At 37.1% G+C, this 23,912-nt stretch carries 25 protein-coding genes and 3 pseudogenes; 2 read left to right on the top strand and 26 right to left on the bottom strand.

From position 1 onward, the window contains the following. Positions 1-193 precede the first annotated feature (193 nt). The 17 genes and pseudogenes from HT711_RS11175 to HT711_RS00925 form a co-directional block, all read right to left on the bottom strand. Positions 194-382: a hypothetical protein gene (locus HT711_RS11175; RefSeq protein WP_049511906.1), complete on the bottom strand. Its 189-nt coding sequence runs from the start codon at positions 380-382 to the stop codon at positions 194-196. Between the two features lie 386 nt (positions 383-768). Continuing rightward, the gene (locus HT711_RS00995) at positions 769-975 is read right to left on the bottom strand and encodes a bacteriocin immunity protein (RefSeq protein WP_173234164.1); all 207 of its coding nucleotides are present in this window, start codon (positions 973-975) and stop codon (positions 769-771) included. Between the two features lie 77 nt (positions 976-1,052). Next, positions 1,053-1,232 (bottom strand): hypothetical protein, encoded by a 180-nt coding sequence (locus tag HT711_RS00990; RefSeq protein ID WP_173234162.1) that lies wholly within the window; start codon positions 1,230-1,232, stop codon positions 1,053-1,055. Between the two features lie 39 nt (positions 1,233-1,271). Continuing rightward, the gene (locus HT711_RS00985) at positions 1,272-1,442 is read right to left on the bottom strand and encodes a H354_08695 family bacteriocin-like peptide (RefSeq protein WP_000067699.1); all 171 of its coding nucleotides are present in this window, start codon (positions 1,440-1,442) and stop codon (positions 1,272-1,274) included. Between the two features lie 27 nt (positions 1,443-1,469). Beyond that, complete coding sequence (locus HT711_RS11070; RefSeq protein ID WP_004236903.1) at positions 1,470-1,661, bottom strand: hypothetical protein; 192 nt, start codon at positions 1,659-1,661, stop codon at positions 1,470-1,472. Between the two features lie 12 nt (positions 1,662-1,673). Further along, positions 1,674-1,850 carry a class IIb bacteriocin, lactobin A/cerein 7B family gene (locus HT711_RS00980; protein ID WP_112444937.1) on the bottom strand — a complete coding sequence of 59 codons (177 nt, stop codon included), beginning with the start codon at positions 1,848-1,850 and terminating at the stop codon, positions 1,674-1,676. 33 nt (positions 1,851-1,883) lie between these two features. Continuing rightward, the gene (locus tag HT711_RS00975) at positions 1,884-2,039 is read right to left on the bottom strand and encodes a hypothetical protein (protein WP_001004584.1); all 156 of its coding nucleotides are present in this window, start codon (positions 2,037-2,039) and stop codon (positions 1,884-1,886) included. A gap of 11 nt (positions 2,040-2,050) precedes the next feature. Then, complete coding sequence (locus HT711_RS00970; protein WP_000658224.1) at positions 2,051-2,179, bottom strand: smi_0059.1 family bacteriocin-like peptide; 129 nt, start codon at positions 2,177-2,179, stop codon at positions 2,051-2,053. A gap of 996 nt (positions 2,180-3,175) precedes the next feature. Beyond that, positions 3,176-3,907 carry a response regulator transcription factor gene (locus tag HT711_RS00965; protein WP_020900480.1) on the bottom strand — a complete coding sequence of 244 codons (732 nt, stop codon included), beginning with the start codon at positions 3,905-3,907 and terminating at the stop codon, positions 3,176-3,178. Next, positions 3,904-4,719: a GHKL domain-containing protein gene (locus HT711_RS11170; protein WP_226946482.1), complete on the bottom strand. Its 816-nt coding sequence runs from the start codon at positions 4,717-4,719 to the stop codon at positions 3,904-3,906. Before HT711_RS11170 ends, HT711_RS00965 begins: the two co-directional genes overlap by 4 nt. 564 nt (positions 4,720-5,283) lie before the next feature. Beyond that, complete coding sequence (locus tag HT711_RS00955) at positions 5,284-5,430, bottom strand: smi_0057.1 family bacteriocin-like peptide (protein WP_000425304.1); 147 nt, start codon at positions 5,428-5,430, stop codon at positions 5,284-5,286. Positions 5,431-5,582: 152 nt separating this feature from the next. After that, positions 5,583-6,752, bottom strand: a complete 1,170-nt coding sequence (locus tag HT711_RS00950) for an N-acetylmuramoyl-L-alanine amidase family protein (RefSeq protein ID WP_173234160.1) — start codon at positions 6,750-6,752, stop codon at positions 5,583-5,585. Positions 6,753-6,864: 112 nt separating this feature from the next. After that, positions 6,865-7,464 (bottom strand): annotated as a pseudogene (locus tag HT711_RS00945) (NlpC/P60 family protein). Between the two features lie 424 nt (positions 7,465-7,888). After that, entirely contained in the window at positions 7,889-8,122 is a 234-nt protein-coding gene (locus tag HT711_RS00940; RefSeq protein WP_000136446.1) for an acyl carrier protein, read from the bottom strand. A gap of 5 nt (positions 8,123-8,127) precedes the next feature. Further along, complete coding sequence (plsX, locus tag HT711_RS00935; RefSeq protein WP_023932889.1) at positions 8,128-9,120, bottom strand: phosphate acyltransferase PlsX; 993 nt, start codon at positions 9,118-9,120, stop codon at positions 8,128-8,130. Then, positions 9,117-9,887, bottom strand: coding sequence for a DNA repair protein RecO (gene recO, locus HT711_RS00930; RefSeq protein WP_000616135.1), 771 nt, complete (start codon positions 9,885-9,887; stop codon positions 9,117-9,119). The genes plsX and recO overlap by 4 nt, the downstream gene beginning before the upstream one ends. After that, entirely contained in the window at positions 9,884-11,053 is a 1,170-nt protein-coding gene (locus tag HT711_RS00925) for a pyridoxal phosphate-dependent aminotransferase (RefSeq protein WP_173234156.1), read from the bottom strand. Before HT711_RS00925 ends, recO begins: the two co-directional genes overlap by 4 nt. 570 nt (positions 11,054-11,623) lie before the next feature. Between HT711_RS00925 and HT711_RS00920 the strand changes: the two genes are divergently transcribed. Further along, on the top strand, positions 11,624-12,634 hold the full coding sequence (locus HT711_RS00920; protein WP_173234154.1) for a YeiH family protein: 1,011 nt from the start codon (positions 11,624-11,626) through the stop codon (positions 12,632-12,634). On the opposite strand, the gene HT711_RS11165 is transcribed toward HT711_RS00920, so the two are convergent. From HT711_RS11165 to HT711_RS11160, 8 genes and pseudogenes are all read right to left on the bottom strand, one after another. Next, complete coding sequence (locus tag HT711_RS11165) at positions 12,631-12,822, bottom strand: hypothetical protein (RefSeq protein WP_049512819.1); 192 nt, start codon at positions 12,820-12,822, stop codon at positions 12,631-12,633. The two genes, HT711_RS00920 and HT711_RS11165, sit on opposite strands and share 4 nt — an antisense overlap. A 39-nt stretch (positions 12,823-12,861) precedes the next feature. After that, the gene (locus tag HT711_RS00910) at positions 12,862-13,299 is read right to left on the bottom strand and encodes a CoA-binding protein (protein WP_173234151.1); all 438 of its coding nucleotides are present in this window, start codon (positions 13,297-13,299) and stop codon (positions 12,862-12,864) included. 84 nt (positions 13,300-13,383) lie between these two features. Further along, a complete protein-coding gene (gene polA / locus HT711_RS00905) occupies positions 13,384-16,017 on the bottom strand; it encodes a DNA polymerase I (RefSeq protein ID WP_173234149.1) in 2,634 nt (877 codons plus the stop codon). A gap of 336 nt (positions 16,018-16,353) precedes the next feature. Continuing rightward, positions 16,354-16,956, bottom strand: a complete 603-nt coding sequence (locus HT711_RS00900; protein ID WP_173234148.1) for a hypothetical protein — start codon at positions 16,954-16,956, stop codon at positions 16,354-16,356. 397 nt (positions 16,957-17,353) lie between these two features. Beyond that, complete coding sequence (locus HT711_RS00895) at positions 17,354-18,280, bottom strand: hypothetical protein (RefSeq protein WP_173234146.1); 927 nt, start codon at positions 18,278-18,280, stop codon at positions 17,354-17,356. Positions 18,281-18,305: 25 nt separating this feature from the next. Continuing rightward, a pseudogene (locus tag HT711_RS00890) lies at positions 18,306-19,153 on the bottom strand (IS630 family transposase). Between the two features lie 479 nt (positions 19,154-19,632). Then, positions 19,633-20,766 carry a PIN domain-containing protein gene (locus tag HT711_RS00885; protein ID WP_173234144.1) on the bottom strand — a complete coding sequence of 378 codons (1,134 nt, stop codon included), beginning with the start codon at positions 20,764-20,766 and terminating at the stop codon, positions 19,633-19,635. Positions 20,767-20,770: 4 nt separating this feature from the next. Then, positions 20,771-21,062 (bottom strand): annotated as a pseudogene (locus HT711_RS11160) (helix-turn-helix transcriptional regulator). A 420-nt stretch (positions 21,063-21,482) separates the two neighbouring features. On the opposite strand from HT711_RS11160, the gene HT711_RS00880 reads away from it, so the two are divergent. Next, a complete protein-coding gene (locus HT711_RS00880; protein ID WP_173249681.1) occupies positions 21,483-21,653 on the top strand; it encodes a helix-turn-helix domain-containing protein in 171 nt (56 codons plus the stop codon). 257 nt (positions 21,654-21,910) lie between these two features. On the opposite strand, the gene HT711_RS00875 is transcribed toward HT711_RS00880, so the two are convergent. Beyond that, on the bottom strand, positions 21,911-23,782 hold the full coding sequence (locus tag HT711_RS00875) for a hypothetical protein (RefSeq protein ID WP_173249683.1): 1,872 nt from the start codon (positions 23,780-23,782) through the stop codon (positions 21,911-21,913). Between the last annotated feature and the right edge of the window lie 130 nt (positions 23,783-23,912).

Here is a 23,912-nt window from a genome sequence, read left to right as displayed (position 1 = left end):
TATATACTGCAAAGCGACGTTGACGTGGTTTGAATTTGATTTTCGAAGAGTATAAACTCATCTGATAACAACTATCTTACCCCAATCCCCAAACAAAAACTGGACTTCCTTCCCAAATGTGCCTATCTCCCTCCCAAATGTACTTTTAGGATAAAAAAATAGGCAGAACAAGCGTCCTACCCAAAATATATATTTATTTCTTTTTCTTCCTAATTCTTTTGTCAATCATGTACAAAACGATAATCGAAAACAGCGGTGGTACAATATAACTCTTTTCACTCATTGTCAGCTGAAATCCCAGAGTTGTTAGTATCTTAAAGATGAAAATATTCATCAAAAATAGAAAAACAAATACTAAAAAATATCTTAAAACCTTCTTCATTTCTTTTCTTCAACTTTCCTAATTTCTATACCTATTTTATCAAAAATATATGTAAAACTCTAAATAAACACCTCAACTGAACTTTTTAGCAAAAATAGGCAGAACAAATGTCCTACCTACTAAAAATATGCTATTGAAAGGAAAATGATTTTTTTCTGACACCCTAGGCAAGCTTGGGACAAATAAATCATTGATAGTAACATTTATGACATCCTATTTATTACTTCAATTACTAATGTCCCTGCTATTTCTAAGCCACCTATGGTATGATCTATTCATAGTCAGAATAGATAACACCGTTCTAAATTACGATTCATAGTTACTCCTTTTTTTGATTCGTTACTATAAGACTCCTATTTACCCATAGATTGTCTACTACCTCAAATTTATCCATTCTTTTTTTCTTTACTTCTGTATAAAAGAATGAAGACCATCACAAATAATGCAATCGTTGGTATATTGAAACTATCAAGCCAAGTAGGTAAAGATACTTTATTCATATCAGATACTAATCTGATGATGATATAAGACATTGAACTAAGTAATACCATAATTTCAGGCCAAACTTTCAGTATTGATTTAACAAATTTCATATTAAACTCCAATGTGATGCATTCTTAGATTCTAGCCTAGTCATTTTAGTGCAGATTAACAAGTCATTCTTAACTGCTCACTCTACTCGCTTTTTATTGGCCTTATATCCTAGATAAAAGAGCCCAAATAAAACGAGGTAAATTTCTGGATAAAATAGGGTATTGATTGGATTTCTCAACATCAAATACGTTGCGATGTAGATTATGAGCGATACGGTAAAATAACCCTCAGCAAATCCTAATAAGAATTGTTTCATGGTAGACTCCTATTTACTAAAAAACAATCTACCATCCTTTTATCCACCTCGTGATGCCGACTGATAACCATTATACGCACCCCAAGCTAATAGTCCGACAGCCAAAATACCACCACCAACCAAAAGTAACACTCCTCCACCATCAACTTCTTGCAATTCAATATCACTTAACGTAGTATAATTTTGTTCAATAGTTTGTAAATTTGACATATTTATCCTCCATTTTAATAATAAAAATTAGTTTTCTTTTAATACACCAATAATAATCATCAATACACTCATAACAAATGCAGATAACAGTCCTTTAGTAGTACTATTGAAAAAAGGTCTATCAAAAACATAATAATTATATGCAGACAATCCTAAACCAACGGCAGTCACCACAATTGTAATAACGAGTAGTATAATCCAAAATGTTTTCTTGCTCATATTTATCAAATACTATGGATGAGTAATATAGTAGAATGTTTTACCAGCAGCTTCACCAGCTTGGTAAATCCCCCAGCCAATCGCAATACCCAAAGAGACTACCTCCCAAGCAATTCCCCCATCTACATTCATCAACTCTTCTTCTGTAAGAGCTACAAAGTTCTGTTCCATTTTGTCAAAATTTGTCATCTTTTTCTCCTCTTGTTCTATTTTTTCTAAATCTTATCTTCTAAAAAATGGGGTTCCAATAAATATACCGCGTAACAATAGACCTGTAATTAAACCCCGTTGATAACTTTCCTTGCTACCACCCACCAGCAAAGCTAAGTCGCTCTCCTTTAATACTTCAATAGTATACTTATCATTCATTTCATTCATCTCTTATCCTCCTAAAAACCAAAACCTCTACGAAATCCAATGTACCAATCTGCAAGGGTCTTCACCCAACTTTCTCCACCTTGAATATCGGTCAATTCTTCCGAAGTTAGCTCAACAAATCCGTAATAATGTTCTTTCATTATTTTATTCCTTTCTTTTTCTTCTTACTTATCTATTCGAAAAAAATTTCGAAAATGTACAACTAAATTAAATTTACTTGAAAAATAATTTAGTAAACCACGGATAAAAAATTGGTAGATACATGAATTAGACTCCTTTCTTTTTCCTCTTACTTATCTATTCGAAAAACAATTCGAAAATGTACAACTAAATTAAATTTTATTTAAAAAATAATTTAATGTACCATGAATAGAAAATCGGTAGATACATAAACCAGACTCCTTTCTTTTTTCTCTCACTTATCTATTCGAAAAACAATTCGAAAATAAACAACTAAATCAAATTTTATTTGAAAAATAATTTAGCAAACCACGGATAAAAAATTGGTAGATACATAAACCAGGCTCCTTTCTTTTCCCTCTTACTTATCTATTCGAAAAAAATTTCGAAAATGTACAACTAAATCAAATTTTATTTGAAAAATAATTTAGTAAACCACGGATAAAAAATTGGTAGATACATAAACCAGACTCCTTCCTTTTTCCTCTTACTTATCTATTCGAAAAATAATTCGAAAATGTACAACTAAATTAAATTTATTTAAAAAATAACTCAGTGAACCATTGGTAGAACATTGATATAAACATGAACTAGGCTCCTTTCCTTTTCCTCTTACTTATCTATTCGAAAAAAATTTCGAAAATGTACAACTAAATCAAATTTTATTTGAAAAATAATTTAGTAAACCATGAATAGAAAATTGGTAGATACATGAAGCAAACTCCTTTCTTTTTCCTCTTACTTATCTATTCGAAAAAGAAGTCGAAAATGTACAACTAAATTAAATTTTATTTAAAAAATAATTTAATGAACCACGGATACAAGATTGGTAGATACATAAAGCAAACTCCTTCCTTTTCCTCTTACTTATCTATTCGAAAAAGAAGTCAAAAAATAAGAATATCAGAAAATTTTCCGATATTCTTATTGATAAACTCATTCAAATCTAACAGATACTAGACATTAAGATGTTTTTTAAGTGTTCTTCTGGCTGTTCGCGATACGGGGAAGTGCAAGCCTTCTAACAAGGTCACTTCTGTGGCAGTCATCTCTTCAATGGCCTGTAAACTGACTAACGTATTGCGATTGGCATAGACAAAGTAATCTTTTTCAGCCTTGGCAGCAATATCCTTGAGACTGCCATAAATGGTCTTGATAGAATGATTGGCATAATAGACCTTGATACGATGAGATTCCACTGAGGTTTCAAAGGCTAAAATCTCATGGTAGGGCAGAGTAAAGCCCCGTCTTCCCTCAAAACTATAGGTGAAGAGACGCATATTTTCCCTCTTATCTACTGCCAGTACATAGTCCAGACAGCGCTCCAGCTGATGACGGTAATCCTCCTCAGGCTGATCCTTGGAAATAAAATCCAAGGCAGACAAGTGATAGCGAAAAGCTAGAGGCAAGGCCTCCGAGTGCGTGGACACAAAGACAATGCTTGTAAAGGGATCTCGCTCCCGAACCTGTTGAGCAACCTGAAAGCCCCGTTCACGCTCTCCATCAATCTCTAAATCTAATAAATAGAGCTGGTAATGGTCAAAATACTGAGAATACTTTTCAACTTCCCCATAGTTTTTGGCAATATCAATTTCCAATCTCAAATTGCGAGAGCGACCGATATCTAGCAAAGTCTGCTCTATCCGTCCCTGCTGAACTCTATCGTCTTCCAAAACTAAAATTCTCATTCCTCTCCCCCTCGTTTCTCATCCTTAAATGGTAATTCTAAATCTTGTCTAAAAGTCGTCTCTCCTAGCTGGGTATCTAAGTTTAAATCATAATGAAAAACCATATCCTCCAAGGTCGCTAAACCCAGTCCACTGTGGTTTCCCTTGGTAGAGTAACCCTTTTGACTGAGAATGATGGGATTCAGTTCTTCTTTCTTACGAGTGTTTTCAATGATAAAACGGACACTCCTATCACCTGCCAATAAAGCAACCCGAATCTGCGGATTTTCCGCCTCACTGGCTGCCTCTAAGGCATTTGTCGTGAGGATAGAGAGGATACGGATAGCCTCCAACATCGGCAAATCCAGCTCTTCGACAACCCCCACCGTCTCCAAACTAAAATGAATTCCCTGATTATCTGCCACAATCATAGCTTTTGCCAAGGTATTGCGAATGGCTATATCATGGATATTATGAAGATTAAAGGCCGTGTAATCTGCCTTCCTCAGCTTTTCATTTGTCTTTAAAAAGACATCTTGATAAATGGTAGACACCTCAGCCATATCTTGATTCGCTATGGCAGGCTCCATGCTAGCGACAATCCCTGCAAAATCATGACGGAAACCTCGAACCTCATCATAGAGATGACCCAACTTATCCACCATCCCTTGCAAGGAACGATTTTCTTCTTCCTGTCTCTGAATGGTCTGCTCATCACGATAAACCTGCTCTAAGTGTCTGATATAAAAGAGCCAGGAGAAAAAGAGAATGAAAATCAGGAGAGAAATGGTCGTGTCAAAGCGAACGTAAAAAGAACTATTTCTATTGGTCATGAACGAAGAGAATATCCTAAATCCAGTCAGAGGTAGGATAATGAAAAAGCTCTTACGATAGTGGGTTTTAAAAGTATCTGAAAAGAATAAATCCAAATCCAAAGACCAACGCTTCATAATTTTACAACATAGAAAGATTGATAATAAATCAAATATAGATATATATAAAGTAGAAAACGAATCTACGAAACAACAATGCTCACCAGATAATACACGAATCCAAATTGTCAAAAATAAATAACGAATACTTTGAAAGAAGAGAAAAAAATACAGAGAAAGAAAAAGAGATTCCCCTTTTCCCTTGTGCAATACTAATAAAAAAATACAGTAAAAGTAGATAAGAACTCCTATATGAAATAATTCTCCAAATGTTTGACGAGCAGATAAACTAATTAAAAATATAAGTATCCAATAACGTTTTTTATAAAATTCTGGGGAAATTTGAGCGCCCAAATAAATAGTAGGAACTATGGTTGAAACGACTACCAACAGTAGATATATCACAGAAAATAAGAATTCTAAAATAAGCATAAATAAATCTAATCTCTAACTAATACTGTGAATTTAAGCAACGTGTCTACCCGTACCAAATAATTTATTGCACCATTTTACAGTATCTTCAAAAATCCCTCCACCATTCACTTCCTCCAAAACCTCTGGGGTTAACTCTTCAAATTGTTCCAATTCTACAAATGTGTTTTTCATTTCCATGACAGACTCCTTTTCATTATTTTATAGATAACTCTATCCCCTGCTCCATCTACAAAAGGCTTTAGTTTCCTTTTAAAATACAAGAAATCTAAAGCCTCCTGAAAATGGTATATTGGTTAGAGCGTTAACGATTAGTTGTGAAGATGTTATTTTTATTTAACCACAACCACTTTATAATATTCGTTTGAGTGTGGAGATTCAATCTTAATTTTTTCACCATATAAACCATCGATTTCTTTATCCAGATAATCTGAAACTCCTGATGGCAAGCGTTTCATCTTAAGAATTTCACCAGATTGATCCGCATAGGCTAGGATGTGATAGTGGGTTGTAGCCATACCATCATCAATCAATACAAAGTAACCTGTTTTGAGCTTACCTTGCTCATTTTCTAAATAGTATAGTTTATTGTTATTGATTGTAAAGTGGGTAGCTCCAAGACGAAGTCGTGCACCTGGATTTTCTAAATAGACATCATTGCCAACTTTTTTAATCTCTGAATAGGTTGTCATTGCTGGGATATTAACCACACGATGTCCATTTTCATCAAAGTAGTAGCGATTTGGTAAGTTTTGGAAGTTCTGTACAACTGCCTTAGGATCAATTTCTTGTCCTTCTTCTTTATTATCCACTAAAGCTAAGGTAGTATTTGCAACCTCATCTCCATATTTATTAGAAAACTTCTTGAACTCTGGTCTGATATACCAAGCATTTTTTTCAATAATAACATCGTCACCTTTAGCATTTAGCAAATATTCTTGCCCATCTCCAAGTTTGACAATATCATGAATACTGTATCCAGCATCTTTTCTATTTGCTAGATAGCCATCCTTACCAATGACATAACTTTCCCCATCACTGGCTGGAACAGCTCTATCTGCAACCATAGCACCTGATTTTTCAAAGTAAGACCATTTACCATCTATGAACACCCAACCTGTCATCATAGAACCACTAAAATGAAGATAGTACCATGTAGACCCTTCTTTGTACCAACCTGTACGCATGGCACCACTATTAGCTAGTGAGTACCATGTGTTGCCTTCCTTGTACCAGCCAGTGCGCATAGCACCACTATCTGCTAGTGAATACCAAGTATTGCCGTCTTTTAGCCAGCCTGTCTGCATGTTACCAGTGCTGTCGAAGTGATACCAATAACCAGCATTTTGCACCCATTTATCCTTAGCGAGGCTACCATCTTGAGAAAGATTCCAGTCAGACCCATTTTTAACCCAAGTATCTGCAGCCTGTGCTTGGTTAATAGACAAAAGCAGACCAGCACCTGCAAGCAAACCAAGAGTAAGTAATTTAGATTTTTTCATAGCTATTTCCTCCTTTATCGAACAGCTATAAGAGGGCTTCCCCTCTTTATTTAGCTATATTCTAATACTTTTCATTGTCAAAGTCAATAATATTGTGAAAAATTAGACAATATTACCAATATCTACGAATTGTATTTTGAGTAATACCGTATTGATTCATATAAGAAACATCTTGACCTCTATCTGGAGCATGAACTACCTTGCCACCACCAACATAAATACCCACATGTTGATTTGAACCTTGGTCGCCATTGTACAATATTAAATCTCCAGGAAGTTATGAGCCATTACTTACATAGCTTCCTCCTGTCGCTTGACCATAGGTTACTCTAGGAATACTAATATCAAACTTAGCATGAATAGCCATCGTAAATCCTGAGCAATCTACGCCACTATTCAAATCTGCCCCACCCCAAACATATGGGATTTTTCCTACAAATGTCTTTGCGTATTCACCAAGAGCTTGCCCACGATTTTCTACCCATACACCACTTTCTCTAAAGAAATATGGTGTACCATTCACACGTTGATAACCAGTGACCATAGCACCACTAGCAGATAAGTAGTAATAATTACCATCAGGTTGAATCCAAGTATTTTCTTTCATCCATCCTTGGTCATCAAAATAGTACCACTTGCCATCTAATTGTTCCCAATTTTTAGCATACCCACCTGAACCGTATTTAAACCACCATTTACCATTGGTTTGCATCCATGTTCCTTTCGGATCACGATATTGATTGAAAGCTTTCTTCTCTTGATTGCCCTCTGCTTGAGTTTCTTTATCTTCAAAACCAATCAATTTTACTTGATCAGCTTCTTCAGCTTTTATCTTGCCTTGATTAACTAATTGAGCAATCGCTTCTTTCTCACTTGCTGATGGAGAATCAGCATAGGCTACCGTAGTATTTGCTAGGAGAACGCCTCCTGCAAGAACCAACAAACTAGAATAAAGATATTTTTTCATCGTGAAAATCCTTTCTTTTTCTCCTTTTTGGAGATTGATTTTTCTGATTTCATTATATCCCTTATTTGTCCTCAGATTTCTACTGTCCCTAGAAAGACTAAATCTGTTCCTAAACGGTCACTTGAACCAAAGAAAAATTCCAAAGCAAATGCCTTGGAACTTCTTATCTTTATTTTCCTTGAATAATCTTAACCACATCTCCTACGCTCTGCAGTTGATCAATTTCCTCGTCACTGATTTCGATATTAAATTCATCTTCCAGTGTCAAGATAAACTCCATCAAGTCAACTGAGTCAGCATCCAAATCGTCTTTCAGACTCAAGGATTCTGTCACGACAAAGTCCTCTCCCTGTCGCTCTTGGATAATAGTCACAATACGGTCAAAAATTTCTTTTTCTGTCATCTCTTTTATTCTCCTGAAAATTCACGCGCAGTCTGGGCAACTACGTCTGTCTCTAGCATGGTACGAATCTGGCGAATTGTACTATAAACAGCCTTGGCATCGCTTGAGCCATGAGTCTTGACAACAGGTGCCTTGACACCAAACAAGACCGCTCCACCAACATCTGAGTAGTTGAGCTGTTTTTTCAAACCTCTGAGGCTGTCCTTGAGAAGGAGGGCACCTAGTTTCGCTCGAAGACCACCACCTGTAATAGCGGTCTTGAGCAAGCCCATGATTCCCATAGCTGTCCCTTCGATGGATTTGAGCACAGCGTTTCCCGTGAAACCATCTGCCACAACAACATCTGCAACGCCATTCATCAAATCACGCGCTTCCACGTTTCCGATAAAGTTCAAACTTTCATCAGCCGCCAGTAATTCATAAGTTTCCTTACGAAGCGGGTCGCCCTTACTACTCTCTGTTCCGTTATTGAGCAAGCCAACACGTGGTTGCGCAATGCCACGAACATTTTTAGCATAGAAAGAACCTAGAACTGCATATTGATGGAGGTGCTGGGCTGTATTTTCTGCATTAGCACCGAGGTCCAGCATGTCAAAACCCTTCCCATCTACAGTCGGCAAGGTCGACATAAGTCCAGGACGATCGATATTCTTGATACGACCCACGATGAAAAATCCTGCTGCTAGTAAAGCACCTGTATTCCCAGCCGAGAGAACAGCGTCTGCTTCACCTTCTTTGACAGCCTTGGCCGCCAATACCATACTGGCATTTTTCTTCTTCCGAATAGCTCTCGTAGGTTCATCGTCTGAATCAATCTTTTCATCCGTATGGATTATGCTGACGCGCTCTGTCGCTGTCAGATATTGCTTGATTTTAGCTTCATCTCCATAGAGTTGAACCTCGATATCTGAAAAGTCAGCTAGAGCTTGATTGACACCCTCAACGATGGCTTGAGGTGCGTAATCGCCCCCCATGGCATCTACTGCGATTTTTTTCATTTCTTTTCCTCTTTTAGTAATTGTCCCCAGTCTGCTAGGGAATCAATAAATTTCTTTGATTTTAGGTGAATCCCAACGTACTCTTCATAGAGTTGATCCATAAATTGGCGTAGCTCTTGCTTGATTTCAGGCTTGAGCGAAATGGTCTCCAAAGTCTCAAAATCAATGGCTTGAAATTGATTGAGCAGATAAGGGATATTGGGATTGAGATGGCAACGTCTCTCATCCTCATGATAATGCTCTGGGCAGAGGCAGGCTCCATATTTGAAAGAAAAGTCAAAAGCCTGACCAACCCGATGGCAGAAGACACACTCATTAAAATTGAGGCTAATCCCAAATCGAGTCAAGATTTGGATTTCAAAAATATTGGTCAAAACCTGATAATCTAAGCCAGCTTCCATCAACTCCAAAGTCTTTTGCAAAAAAGCAAACAAGGGAGCATCCTGCTGATTGTCCTGCAAACTCGCATCTGCAAGAGCTGCTACGTAGGTCGCATAAGCCATGACAAAGAGATCGCTATTAATCTTGGGAAAAGTCATCACCTCATGATAGTCCTCAATGTAGCTAAGCCCATCATCATTGATTCGTAAGAGAAATCGTGCCAGCACTAAGGGCTGAATAACAGGAGCCAGTTTGGACTGACCAGCGTGTTTGACAAAAAACATGCGTTTGCCAGCCTGCTCTGTAAAGATTTTGACTAGCTTATCATCCTCACGAAAGTTGCGATTGTAGAGCACCAAGCCTTGACTCGTGATAGACTGAATCATTCTTCTCTCATGTACTCCTCAAGTCGTTTCATGGCTTCTTTGATAGTCTCCATGCTAGCCGCATAAGACAGGCGCACATAACCTTCCCCGTAACGCCCAAAGGCTGCACCAGGGATAAAGGCAACAGCCTTCTTCTGAGCAAAATCCTTCAGAAAAGCAAAGGAGTCTTGATTGTAACCCTCTGGAATCTTAGCAAAGATATAGAAGGCACCGTCTGGTTTGATAATCTCAAAACCAAGAGCAGTCATTTTCTCGATAATATAGTCCCGACGCTGGATGTATTCCTTCTTCATAGGTTCCGCATCGTTTTTACCAGCCGTCAAGGCTTCTACCGCAGCATGTTGAGCCATGGTATTTGCAGCAGTGACCAAGTACTGGTGACTCTTGATTAACTGGGCTGTGAAGGCCGCAGGAGCGAAAATCAGACCCAAACGCCAACCTGTCATAGCATGCGATTTAGACAAACCATTGATAATAATAGCTTGATCTCTCAGCATGGTTCCTAGAGACACATGAGCTTCGCCCGTATAGGTCAATTCTGAATAGACCTCATCACAGACAACGAAAATCTCATACTTGCGTAAAACATCTGCCAAGGCCTCCAACTGCTCCCGACTATAGGTAATTCCTGTCGGGTTGGCTGGATAGTTGAGAATAACCGCTTTGAGCTTATCACCCTGCTCCAAAATGGCCTTCTCCAACATTTCAGGAGTCAAGACAAAATTATTTTCAGTCGTATCAATCTCGACAACCTCTGCCCCAACTAGATTGACAATCGGTTCATAGCCTGGATAAGCGGGAGCTGGCAAGAGCACCTTGTCTCCCTCTTCCAAAATAGCCGTCAAAGTAGCAGATAAAGCCTCTGTCGCCCCAATTGTAACCAAGATTTCATTCTCAGGAGCATAGTCCAGTTGATACTTTTCCTTAACAAAATCACTGGCCGCCTGACGTAGAGTCAGCAAGCCACTCATCCCTGTATAGTAGGATTGGTTCTGGTCAATCGCTCGCTTGGCCGCCTCCTTGACATGATCTGGCGTTGTAAAATCAGGTTCTCCCAAGGTCAAACGCAAGACCCCAGGAATCTCCGAAATAGCCTGGTCAAACTGACGAATCAACGAAACTTGAATCTTATCTAACTGTTTATTAAAGCGCTTAGTTAAGTCCATAGATACCTCCTACTGTCAAAACGTATCTCTATTATACTACAAAAGCCCCCTGACCGCAAAAATACATTATAGAATAACGCTAGCATAACAAATTGAAGTATGTTAATTTAAATTCATCACAACACTATGTTTTTAGAATACTCAATGAAAATCTCATGAGACTAGGAATCAAGGTGAAAGCATAACTAAAGTTAGGTAAGCCGAAGATGACAACGTATCATGAGATTTTCGACGAGTATTGAGTTTTTGCTAATCTTCGTTACAGTTATTCTAGCACCATTACTGATTACTATTACCGGTAATGTCATTTCTGAGTGGATAGTCAGAAAGTGGTTAGATAAGCGCGACAAAAAAATATAACCTGAGTTTAGTTTTAATGTAACTGGACAAAAAGAAATACCAGAGGTGGAGCTCTGGTATTTTTGTTTTTGCCAAGACTTCGTTACAGTTCTTGTAGGATTATTATTACATAATTAGCACTACTTGTCAAATAATTGTTAGCTCCACTTTCTATTTGACTTTTCCTGTTTTTATGTCTACAATGGTAAAAGATTTTATTTGGAGGTTTTTATGTCATTTCTATCAAAAAATGGAGCAGGCATCTTGGCCTGCCTTCTCATTTCAATCGTATCTTGGTACTTAGGAGGATTCTTTCCTGTTATTGGTGCACCCGTTTTTGCGATTTTTATGGGCATGCTCCTACATCCCTTTCTCTCGTCATATAAACAACTGGATGCTGGATTGACCTTTAGTTCCAAGAAATTGCTCCAGTATGCTGTTATCTTGCTTGGTTTTGGTCTCAATATCTCGCAAGTCTTCGCAGTTGGGCAATCTTCACTCCCTGTCATTCTGTCCACCATCTCAATAGCCTTGATTGTTGCCTATCTCTTCCAGCGCTTCTTTGCACTGGACACAAAACTGGCCACCTTGATTGGAGTAGGTTCTTCTATCTGTGGGGGCTCTGCCATTGCTGCGACAGCGCCCGTTATCCATGCCAAGGAAAAGGAAGTAGCCCAATCCATTTCCGTTATCTTTTTCTTCAATGTCTTGGCTGCGCTCATCTTTCCAACCCTCGGCACCTGGCTTCATCTATCCAATGAAGGCTTCGCCCTCTTTGCAGGGACTGCGGTCAACGACACTTCCTCTGTAACGGCTGCCGCCAGCGCTTGGGACAGCCTTTACCAAAGCAATACCCTCGAGTCTGCAACCATTGTTAAACTCACGCGCACCCTAGCTATCATCCCCATCACGCTCTTTCTATCCTACTGGCAAAGTCGCCAACAAGAAAACAAGCAAAGCCTACAACTGAAAAAAGTCTTCCCACTTTTTATCCTTTACTTTATCCTTGCCTCTCTCCTCACTACACTACTCACCTCTCTAGGTGTATCCAGTAGTTTCTTTACCCCTCTCAAAGAACTCTCTAAATTCCTTATTGTCATGGCCATGAGTGCTATCGGTCTCAAAACCAATCTGGTAGCTATGGTCAAATCCAGTGGAAAATCCATTGTTCTCGGAGCCATCTGCTGGATCGCCATCATCCTCACCAGTCTTGGTATGCAGACCCTTATCGGTATTTTCTAATACTCTTCGAAAAGCTCTTCAAACCACGTCAACGTCGCCTTGCTGTAGGTATGGTTACTGACTTCGTCAGTCTTATCTACAACCTCAAAACTGTGTTTTGAGCTGACTTCGTCAGTTCTATCCACAACCTCAAGACTGTGTTTTGAGCAGCCTGCGGCTAGTTTCCTAGTTTGCTCTTTGATTTTCATTGAGTATAACACAAAAGGTAGCCTACCAGCTACCTTTTTTTATGCTTCCTCAATCAAGCGAGTATGTTCTCTCTTAATGCAGCGATTCATCACAATGTCATCGCATCCACCAGCACGCAAGATTTCTTCCGCTTCTAGATTTTCAAGTCCCAGCTGTGCCCAAAAAATCTTACCATCAGCCTTGAGAAAATCACGCGCCACATCTGGCAAAAACTCACTGCGACGGTAAACATTGACAATATCTACAGGAAAAGGAATCTCAGCTAGGCTGGCATAAGCCTTCTCACCCAAGATTTCGCCACCTGCCGCCTTGGGATTGACTGGGATGATTTTATAACCCCGAGCCTGCATTTCCTTGGTCACTCGATTGCTAGTTGTTTCCTCACGGTCTGACAAGCCCACCACAGCAAGGGTTTTACTCGTTGCTAGATACTGACGAATCACACCATCACTTGGATTGATAAATTCTTGACTCATAAAAATCCTCCTTTTTCATCAGTATAGCACATTTTGAAAAGGCTTGCAGAATTCTGCTACAAAAAAGGAGGACTAGCCCCCTTTTTATTTAGCCTCGTACCAGGTTGCCCCCTCATTTTCATCTGCGATAAGGGGAACACTGAGTTGAATGGCTTCTTCCATGGTTTGTTTGACCAATTTTTTCATCTCTGCCAATTCAGATTTAGGCACTTCAAGGACGATTTCATCGTGCACTTGCAGAAGCATTTTAGTTTGATAACCACCTGCAACCAAGGCTTTATCCAGCTGAATCATAGCAATCTTGAGAATATCTGCTGCCGAACCCTGGATAGGTGAGTTGATAGCCGTCCTCTCTGCGAAACCACGAATGTTAAAGTTACGCGAATTGATATCTGGCAACTCACGACGACGCTTGAAGAGGGTCTCCACATAGCCCTTATCACGCGCCTCACGCACCACTTCATCCATGTAGTTTTTGATGCCTGGGAAGCGTTCAAAGTAGGTATCAATGTAGGCTTTGGCTTCCTTACGGCTGATGCCCAGATTATTAGACAAACCAAAGTCTGAAATTCCATAAACCACTCCAAAGTTGACAGCCTTGGCATTGCGACGATCGTTTGCAGTCACATCCTCAGGACGTTCAATGCCAAAGACCCTCATGGCTGTCGAAGTATGGATGTCCGCTCCTTCTTGGAAGGCCTTAATCAAGTGCTCATCCTTAGAAATATGCGCCAAAACACGCAATTCAATCTGTGAATAATCAGAACTCAGAAGAACACTATCATCCCACTCTGGCACAAAAGCCTTGCGAATGAGACGGCCCTGCTCCAAACGCACAGGGATATTTTGCAAGTTTGGATCCACACTAGACAGACGCCCAGTCTGGGTCAAATCCTGCACATAACGAGTATGAATCTTGCCATCAGCCAAAATCCAGTCCTGCAAGCCAATTACATAAGTAGACTGAATCTTGGCAATCTGACGGTAGTCTAGGATTTTCTTAACAATCGGAGCAATAGGAGCCAGGCGCTCCAAGACATCCACCGCTGTCGAGTATCCAGTCTTAGTTTTCTTAGTGTACTCTAGAGGAAGTCCCAATTTTTCAAAGAGAAGTACACCCAATTGCTTAGGCGAGTTGATATTAAACTCCTCACCAGCCAGTTCATAAATCTCCTGAGTCAGTTTTTCAATGACAAGCTCATTTTCAGCCTGCATCTCAAGTAAGGTCTCTTTCTTGACCGTAATCCCAGCAATTTCCATCTTAGCAAGGACAAAAGCCAGAGGCTGCTCTATATCATAAAGAAGCTCTAATTGCCCATTTTCGCTGAGTTTTTCAAGTAAAACAGGCTCTGTTTCGACCAAAACGGCAAGTTTACGTGCCAAGTGTTCCAAGAATTTCTCACGTTCAGGAATGGCCTTCTTGGCTCCCTTACCATAGAAAGTCTCATCATCAACCAAATAAGTCTGACCATAAAGACTAGCAATAGTCGCAATTTCATTGTCCTCCACAGTCGAAAGGAGGTATTTAGCCAAGCGACTGTCAAAAGCAGGTGCCTGCAAATCCACACCCAAACGATGCAAAAGAACTTTAGCCTTCTTAAAGTCATAAACTCTCAGAGGTGTTTTTTCTAAAAAGTTCTTGAAAATCGGCTCTTGCAAAAGTTCAAGTTTGTCTGTGGCATAGAGCTTATCCCCACAAGACCAGGCAAAACCAACCAAATCATCCGTATGGTAATTCTCACCAAAGAGTTCAAAATGGAAGATAGACTCTTCACTCAGCATATCTTGACTGACTTGGTCAACGATAGTAAAGTCCAAACTCTCAGCCACATTAGCTGACGACACATTTAAAGCCTGCTTGAGCTGTTTGAAACCCATTTCATCGTAGAATTTCCCAAGATTTTCCACATCTGGACCACTATAGACCAAATCCTCCAAATCAATCTCAATCGGTGCCTTGGTATCAATGGTCGCTAGTGTTTTAGACAAAAAAGCCTGTTCCTTATCATTGATGAGATTGTCCTTCATCTTAGAAGCCTTCATCCCATCAATATTTTCATAAATTCCCTCAAGCGAACCATGCTCCAGCAAGAGCTTGATACCCGTCTTTTCACCGATTTTGGTCACCCCAGGGATATTATCCGACTTATCTCCCATAAGCGCCTTGAGATCGATAAACTGCGTCGGTGTAATGCCCATCTTTTCCATGAGATAATCTGGCGTAAAGGCCTCAAACTCAGCCACACCTTTCTTGGAAATCTCAACCACCGTATGCTCATCCGTCAGCTGAATCAAGTCCTTGTCCCCACTGACAATGGTAATATCAAAACCATCCTGCTCTGCTAGTTTATCCAGTGTCCCAATGATGTCATCCGCCTCATACTGAGCCAACTCATAGTGACGAATCCCCATATGATCCAGCAACTCACGAATAAAGGGAAATTGCTCACGAAACTCATCCGGAGTCTTAGCCCGACCACCCTTATAGTCCGCATACATCTCTGTCCGGAAGGTCGTCTTCCCCGCATCAAAAGCCACCAAAATATGACTAGGCTCAACCCGCTCCAATAAATGGCTCAACATCAACTGAAAGCCATAAATCGCATTGGTATGCAAGCCAGCCGCATTCTTAAAACGGTCCAACTGCTGATAGAGCGCAAAAAACGCCCGAAAAGCAACAGAAGACCCATCAATCAATAATAATTTTTTCTTATCCATACACCCATTATAAAGGAAAGCACCAAAAAATACCATTGGAAAGAGCCATACCCAATATTTTTCATACTTTTTCCGAATAAATAGATAGAAGCATAGAATCTAGCAAACCTAGATTAAAAAATGTGCTATAATGAAAGGAGAAGAAATATGACCTTACGTCATCCGGGCATTAGCCCGACCAATGATTTGGTTGCTAAGAAGATTTTTAGCAATCCGGTTTTGTTTCGCAGGAAGTCTAATGAAATTCTATATTTGTGACCTATATAGTCATAAATTCAATTAACTGGAAGCTTTTAAAAAACATATAAAAACTAAGTCATATTTTTACTAGATGACTTAGTTTTTATATATTTGTTTTGTAGTATCTAAAGTTAGTACTTGTTTCAATTTATGATTTTGTTCATATCGTTTGTCTGATCTAAAGGTACTAACAGGATTACAGATAACACTGTTATCGCTTGTTCTTTCTATAAACAGAAAAGGAGTATCTATGGTATCATTATATCGATTTAATTTCAAAAGAAAATCAAATGTGATACTTGTTGGTAAAACATTAGGACTTTGTGATTTTTGAAAAACTTGTATATCCTTATTTTTGAGTAATAAATCAAGATTTTTTATGTTTTCTAATCTATCTATAATAGAGTTATAATTTGGGTCGTTGACTATTAAGTTGAAATTTTTATTTTTTGTATAATTGCTTTTTGTTAATTTAGAAAAATCATCAAATAATTTTTTTGAGTTTGCTTCAATAAGGTGATCATTTTGAAGATGTTTAGTCCCTAAAATAAGATGCCGAAAATTTTCCTTTTCAAATCGTATTAAAAAATTTGTATCATAAATTATTTTTCCTTTTTTGGAGTAGATTAAAGCAAAAAAATAACCTGTAAATCTTAATTTTTTATATTCATTTATGGCATCTAATAGTTTCTGAGGCATAAATATATTTAATCCTTTCAAAAAAGAGGAGAAAATTTCTCCTCTTACGTATTTATGGTTTTCCCCGGCGAGGTCTTCACCAAAAACCCTATAATAAGACTAGTAAAAAAATTTTCGGGTATTTTTTTACGTAAATGCCTAAGTATACTCTAGGTAACACTTTTTAAATAGAAGAACTTCCTCTATATAATTAATTGTAACATAGTGTTATGATTAAGTCAAAATAAATGTGATATAAAATTATTAAGATGAGGGAATTTTGTGCGCTCTTTTTTTCGATTCATTTTGGCTACAAAAGCGCTGAAATCAAGCATTAGTAAAACCAGTGGAACTTACCCTGACACGGAATTCCACTGGTTTTTAGGATTTTTATCAGACCAAGACTGGAAATTTATTCTTACTCTACATCTTTGTCCAATTTTTTACGTTCATCTTGCTTTTGATACTTAATTTTTTCCAACTCTGCTAGAATATTATCCTTATTCAATAGATCAAATAGTCTATCTACTTCCCTTTTTTCATTCTCCAAACTATCTTGAATTTCCTTTACTCTTTCTGTGAGGCCATCCTTTTTCAGTGAACCTTGTAATTGATTTATTTGTTCTATTTCCTCTGATAATTTCTGTTTGACTTTAGTCAATTCATTAGGAGTTTCTTGTAAAACTTCTTCTTTAACTGCTCTTTCTATGTCAAATGTTACTGATATAAGTATAATGAATATTATTATTGTTAAAATAAGTACCTTCACCCAACTATCCCACTCAGAAAAGGGCTTTAAAATAGTATTTAGTAATTCTGGTTTAATGTCGTTCTTTTTATCTTCAAAGAAATTTACTAAAATAAATGATGAATACTCTGAAATGTATACAGTATTAAACAATATTTTAGTAAGAGTAGCTTTTTTTGTTAGTGAGTCTTTCTGAAGAGATGTAAGTCCTATTTCTGCCCGCTTAAAAGCACTATCAATTACATAGTTAGCTCCAATGCTAACACCTATAGCATAAAATGTTTTCACTGAATCTATTGATGGGGTCTCCCTTAAAAAAACGATTAACAACAAAGGGGAGACAATCAAAAATGTGAGTAACATTTGAAGATATAGTACAAATCGTTCTTTCTTATACAATGAGCATATGCTATATATAATAAATACGATAATCCAAGCAGCCAAAACCAGCCATAAAAGTAACGCAAATAATATAAGTATTATGTTTCCCTTAAAAAACATAGCAACTATCAATGTATACAAGATAATAGCCACACTTGCCCCAGAAAAATTTTGCCCTTTTGTAACAAATTTTAACAATTTTTTCACTTTATTCATAACATCCTCTATTACTACTATATAGTCAATTGAAGTAAAAACAAGACAAAAGCACCTCGTAAAAAGTACTGCAAGTTGGTAATACCTTTTTGAGGTGCTTTTTGATATGAGCCCATGTTTTCTCAATAGTATTGTACTCAGGTGAGTAGGGAGGAAGAGGTAAAAGTTTATGCCCAAACTCTTCACATAAAATCTCTAGCTTCCCCATTCTATGGAATCTTGCATTATCCATAATAATAACTGATGGTGTATTTAATGTTGGTAAGAGAAACTTCTGAAACCAAGCTTCAAAAAAGTCGCTCGTCATTGTTTCTTGGTAAGTCATTGGAGCGATTAACTCACCATTTGTTAGCCCTGCAACCAAAGAAATCCTCTGATATCTTCTTCCAGATACTTTATCTCTTATTAACTGACCTTTTAATGAGCGACCATACTCTCGATAAAAATAAGTATCGAATCCTGTTTCATCAATATAAACAGGTGCTAGGTGCTTTAAACTATTAAAATTCTTAAGAAATAAAGCTACTTTTTCTGGATCTTGTTCATAGTAGGTGTGGTTCTTTTTTTTCGAGTGTAGCCCATAGCTTTGAGAGCATAGTGGATAGTAGTTGGATGACAGCCAAATTCAGAAGCTATTTCAGTCAAATAAGCGTCTGGATTGTCAATAAGATAGTTTTTGAGTCTATCTCTATCAACTTTTCTTGGTTTTGTTCCTTTTACTTAATGGTTTAGCTCTCCTGTTTTCTCTTTTAGCTTTAACCAGCCATAAATGGTATTACGTGAGATTTGGAAAACGTGTGATGCTTCTGTTATACTACCTGTTCGCTCACAATAAGAGAGAACTTTTTTACGAAAATCTATTGAATATGCCATAAGAAGACTATACTACATTATGTACTATTTTTGGTTCATTTTAATATATATCCTACTTCTCACTAATTAGAGATTCCATCTTAATACCGAAATCTCTGCTATTTTCACAACATACTTAAAACAAACATTATCCAGCCTATCTTTCTCCCATCATATTGATACTCTTCCAATAATTTTATTTGGCAATGGTATTCTTTCAGACAAAGTCAAATATTAAATCCATTTTACCTCCAGAACAATAAATATTTGCCTCCTCAATTGTAGAATCCATGTGTACGTTAATTTTTATATCTATATGGAAATTTCAAACACATATATCACAGACTTCATACTTTTCTAGCTCATAATATGTATCCCATCTAAACCTTTTTCCAAGGTACAACTTGAAAAATCATACATTTTTGGAAAAGGAAACACGTTCTCACAGGAACATGAATCACTTCATAACTTTCACTCTTGGGATAAAGAATAGGACTATATTAGTCGTACTCAAGTTCAAAATAATCCCTTGTTATAATTCTACCTATTAAACTGTCTTTGTTTAAAAAGATCTCTTGAGGACTAACATCTAAAATCTCATCCGTATCAATGTTAACAATAATATCCACAATATACTTTACCTTGTGAGTCTCATTAATCAAATCATAAGAAGAATCTTCACTTCCTAAAATTGAAAATATTGCTTCATAAGCTATTTCAGCAGTAGTATTACCGTTATCCTCTATATTCAAAATACGAACTAAAGGAGAATCATTCAGTTCGAATTTTTGAATCATCATTTCATCCAATTCGGATAACTCACTATGACCCTTTCGATCATAGTTAGTAACATCAACTTTTATCCCAAAATTCTCAGCATGATAAGTTGGGACGAAATCATAGGTTAAATCAGAAAGAAATTGATTAATTTCCTTTTCAATAACTGATTCCAATTTTTCAATAGTCATACAGACCTTGTCATAGTTTTCATGATGCTTGTTAAGATAGTTAGCACACTCACTATAATTTGCAAACATAGTTGCTTTAGGAATTTTTTGCTCCACAGCTTTACGAAATCCGTTATCAGAGCTAACCACAATAAAATTATCATGATTTTTAAATCGTTGACTGATATTTTGGATAATTAACGCATCCGGAAATTCGTTCTTTTTATTATTTTTATTTTCAAACGGAGGTCTATGATTAAAATAATCATCTAGAACCTCACCTAAATCAAAATTTTGATTATCAGCATGAATCAGTTTACCTTTCAGACTATTAATATCCACAGAAAAGAGAGAAAGAAAATTATTGAATTTATCTTTAGCTTCTTTAATACTAGCTTCCCTTAAAAAGTCTATATCATTTAATACTCTTTGTAATTCATCAAAAATCTCTAAATTCCAAACATCTTTTTTAAACCTTTCAATCACCTCGTTATTTTCTTGCCCCTTCTCTTCCAGATGAGCCATAACCTCTCTGTAAATAATTGAGTTGATATAAATTTCTAAATTTGGAAATTTTTCCTTTTTTAACTCCTTAAATGTCTTATAAAACTGACCATCAAAATTATATTTTGTATTATCATATATATTTGTATCAAAACATATTACAAAATTAGTACTAGTATCCATATATCTACAACTTCCCAAACTGTTTTTTCCGTTCCTCTATAAATGCGATTAACTCCTGTCTAAAAACAGACTTTTCTGCATCAGTTAAGCCTTCTGAATTTTTACGGAAAAGAATTTCAATATCCTCTAACTTATTATTCAGAATTTCTTCATCAGAATTACCAACTAAATAATCAACTGTTACATTTAAAATCTAAGCGATTTTGACAAGATTTTCCTGAGTTGGTTTTTTTAATGCTACATTCCCAAGAATCATAGACTTGTTGCAAAATTCCTAGTTTTTCAGCGACATCAATTTATATTAATCTAGCTTGTTTACGTGATTCCTTTAAACATTCCAAGAATCCCATTCCTTTTTTCCTCAAAAATAATTTAAATTGTTTCAAATAATCTCTTGACAAGCACAATCAATGGTTGTATTGTTTTGGAAATAATAACCTTTTTCAAGACCTTGTCTGAGATCATTGAAAATTGAATAAAAAAATGCGTCTGACAACCAGAGGATTGACTATCAAACTACACTAAACTTCGTACCTTTATTGTAATCTATTTGACAGGTAAAGTCAAGTTCGTTCATTGTTGAAGTTGGGATATGATAGGTAACGGTAACTTCTCAAAGTAACTTCCACTTGACTTGCCGAAGTGGAAATTAGTCTAAAACGGATTTTTATGGTGGAATTAAGTATGAGACGTTTGAGTTAGAAATGAGGTCTACTATGACAAAACATAAACACCTTACCCTTTCAGACCGTAATAATATCCAACTAGGTTTAGAGCATGGAAAACTGCTTGCCTTCTTAGACATGGTTCGCCAACATGTCTTAACTTCCGAGGTTGCCAGCCAGCAGTTGGGCATGACAGTCTCTGAGTTTGAGGCACTGTTATAAGATTATACAATCACTAATAACATAAAAGTAAATGGGAATGAAATATGGTCCTATTTACTTTTTATTTTCTATAGTAGATTGAAATAAGATATGAATAAAGTGATTAGGAAAGTCAAATTAATTTCTAGAAATGTTTTAGAATCCGTAGCGTACTATTCTAAGTTCAATCCACTATACTATCCAACAAAGTCCTCACGCGATTATATACCACAAAAAAACAGGAGATTTCTCTCCTGTCATGATTCAACTATCTAAAATTAAACCCATTCACCGTTTCCGTTTACAGTGTAACCATTTACAGTAGTATTTACTGCAAGGGCACCTGAGCCATTGACATAGTACCATTTGTCTGATACTTTGAACCATTGGCTTGCTTTCATAGCACCTGATGCTTCAAGATAGTACCAAGTACCTCCATCTTTAAGCCAACCTGTTGCCATTGAACCGTTAGCATTTAGGTAGTACCATGAACCATTGACTTTAGCCCAACCTGTTGCCATAGCGCCGTTAGCGTTTAGGTAGTACCATGAACCATTGTATTGGAGCCATCCTGTCGCCATAGCGCCATTGCTGTTGAGGTAGTACCATGAGCCATTGTTTTGTAGCCAACCTGTTACCATAGCACCATTAGCGTTTAGGTAGTACCATGAACCGTTGTCTTGTAGCCATCCTGTCGCCGTTGAACCATCAGTATTGTAGAAGTACCACATACCGTTTTCTTGTTTCCAGCCTGTTTTTGGAGAAGCTGGTTTAGCTGGTTCTACTACAGAATATGAGCTGTATGATGGAACATATGAAGGGACATATGTAGGATTAGCTGGTCTTGCAGGAACAGAAGGTTGTGCTGGTTGCTCTGGTTTTGGAGCTGGAGCCGGCGCTGGTTGAGATGGCTCTTCAGCTGGTTTCTCTGCCGGTTTTTCTGCCGGTTTTTCTTTAGCTTTATCTTCTTCTGCAGCTTTCTTATTTAATTCATCGATAAATTTTTCAGCTTGTTTTGCAGTTAAGCCTTTTTTGAAGCCTTCTACAATTTGTTTTCTTGTTTCATCTGATGCTGCTTTTAATGCTGCAATTGTATCAGCTTTTGCTTTTGCTTCTTCTGGACTATTAGTTTCAGCTTTTTCTAATTCTGCGATTGCTGCTTTCAATGCTGCATCATAGTTCGCTAAAAATTCTTCCTGAGCTGCTTTCTCTTTTTCTGCAGCCTCTTTATCTTCTTCTGCTGCTTTCTTATTTAATTCATCGATAAATTTTTCAGCTTGTTTTGCAGTTAAGCCTTTTTTGAAGCCTTCTACAATTTGTTTTCTTGTTTCATCTGATGCTGCTTTTAATGCTGTAATTGTATCAGCTTTTGCTTTTGCTTCTTCTGGACTATTAGTTTTAGCTTTTTCTAATTCTGCAACTGCTTTTTCTAACGCTTTATCATAATTCTCTAAGAATTCATCTTGTGCTGCTTTTTCTTCAGCTTTTGCTTTTGCTTCTTCTGCTAACTTTTTATTTTCATCATCGATTGCTTTTTCAGCTTCTTCTGCAGTTAAGCCTTGTTTGAAACCTTCTTCGATTTTAGCTCTTGTTTTCTCTGCTTCTGCTTTTAATTTTGCAATCGTATCTTGAATTTGTTCTTTTATTTCAGGATTATTTTTTGCAGATTCTTCTAATTTTGCAATCGTATCCTTTAATGCCTTGTCAAAATTAGCTAAAAATGCTGCTTGTGCGTCTGCTTCTTCCTTAGCTTCTTTTTCCTCTGCAGCTTCCTCTTCTTTAGCTTTTTTCTCTATTTCTTTTTCAGCTTCTTCTACAGTTAAACCTGCTTTGAAGCGTTTTTCATAGTCAGCCTTCTGGTCTTTAGTTCGTTTTTCAAATTCATCAATAAACCCTTGAATTTGTTTTTGTAATTCTGGATCTTCTTTTGCATTGTCTAAATATTCTTTTAATTCTTTAACTGTAGCTTCTACAGCTTTATCAAAATTAGCTAAAAATTCTTTTTGTGCTGATTCTTTATTTTCAGCTGGTTGACTACTAGCTACAGGTTGACCTTCCGCTTTTACAACCGACGGTTGAGATACAACAAATGCTGATCCTAAAACAGCAACACTAGCCAAGCTAGCAGTTAGAAATTTTTTCTTATCCATAAAATATCGACCACAAAATATCGACCACCTTTGGTACTTTTTGGTTCTATTTTACCATTTTTTTCCTAAAAATTCAAGAAATCACACTCTAAAATGACAAAAAAATAAGAGGTGTAACTTCTCAAAGTAA

Origin of the sequence: Streptococcus sp. 1032 (assembly GCF_013277015.1) — a bacterium.
In the GTDB taxonomy this organism is placed as follows: Bacteria; Bacillota; Bacilli; order Lactobacillales; family Streptococcaceae; genus Streptococcus.
Note: the sequence above shows the minus strand (reverse complement) of the source record. Positions and strands in the feature narration are given on the sequence as shown.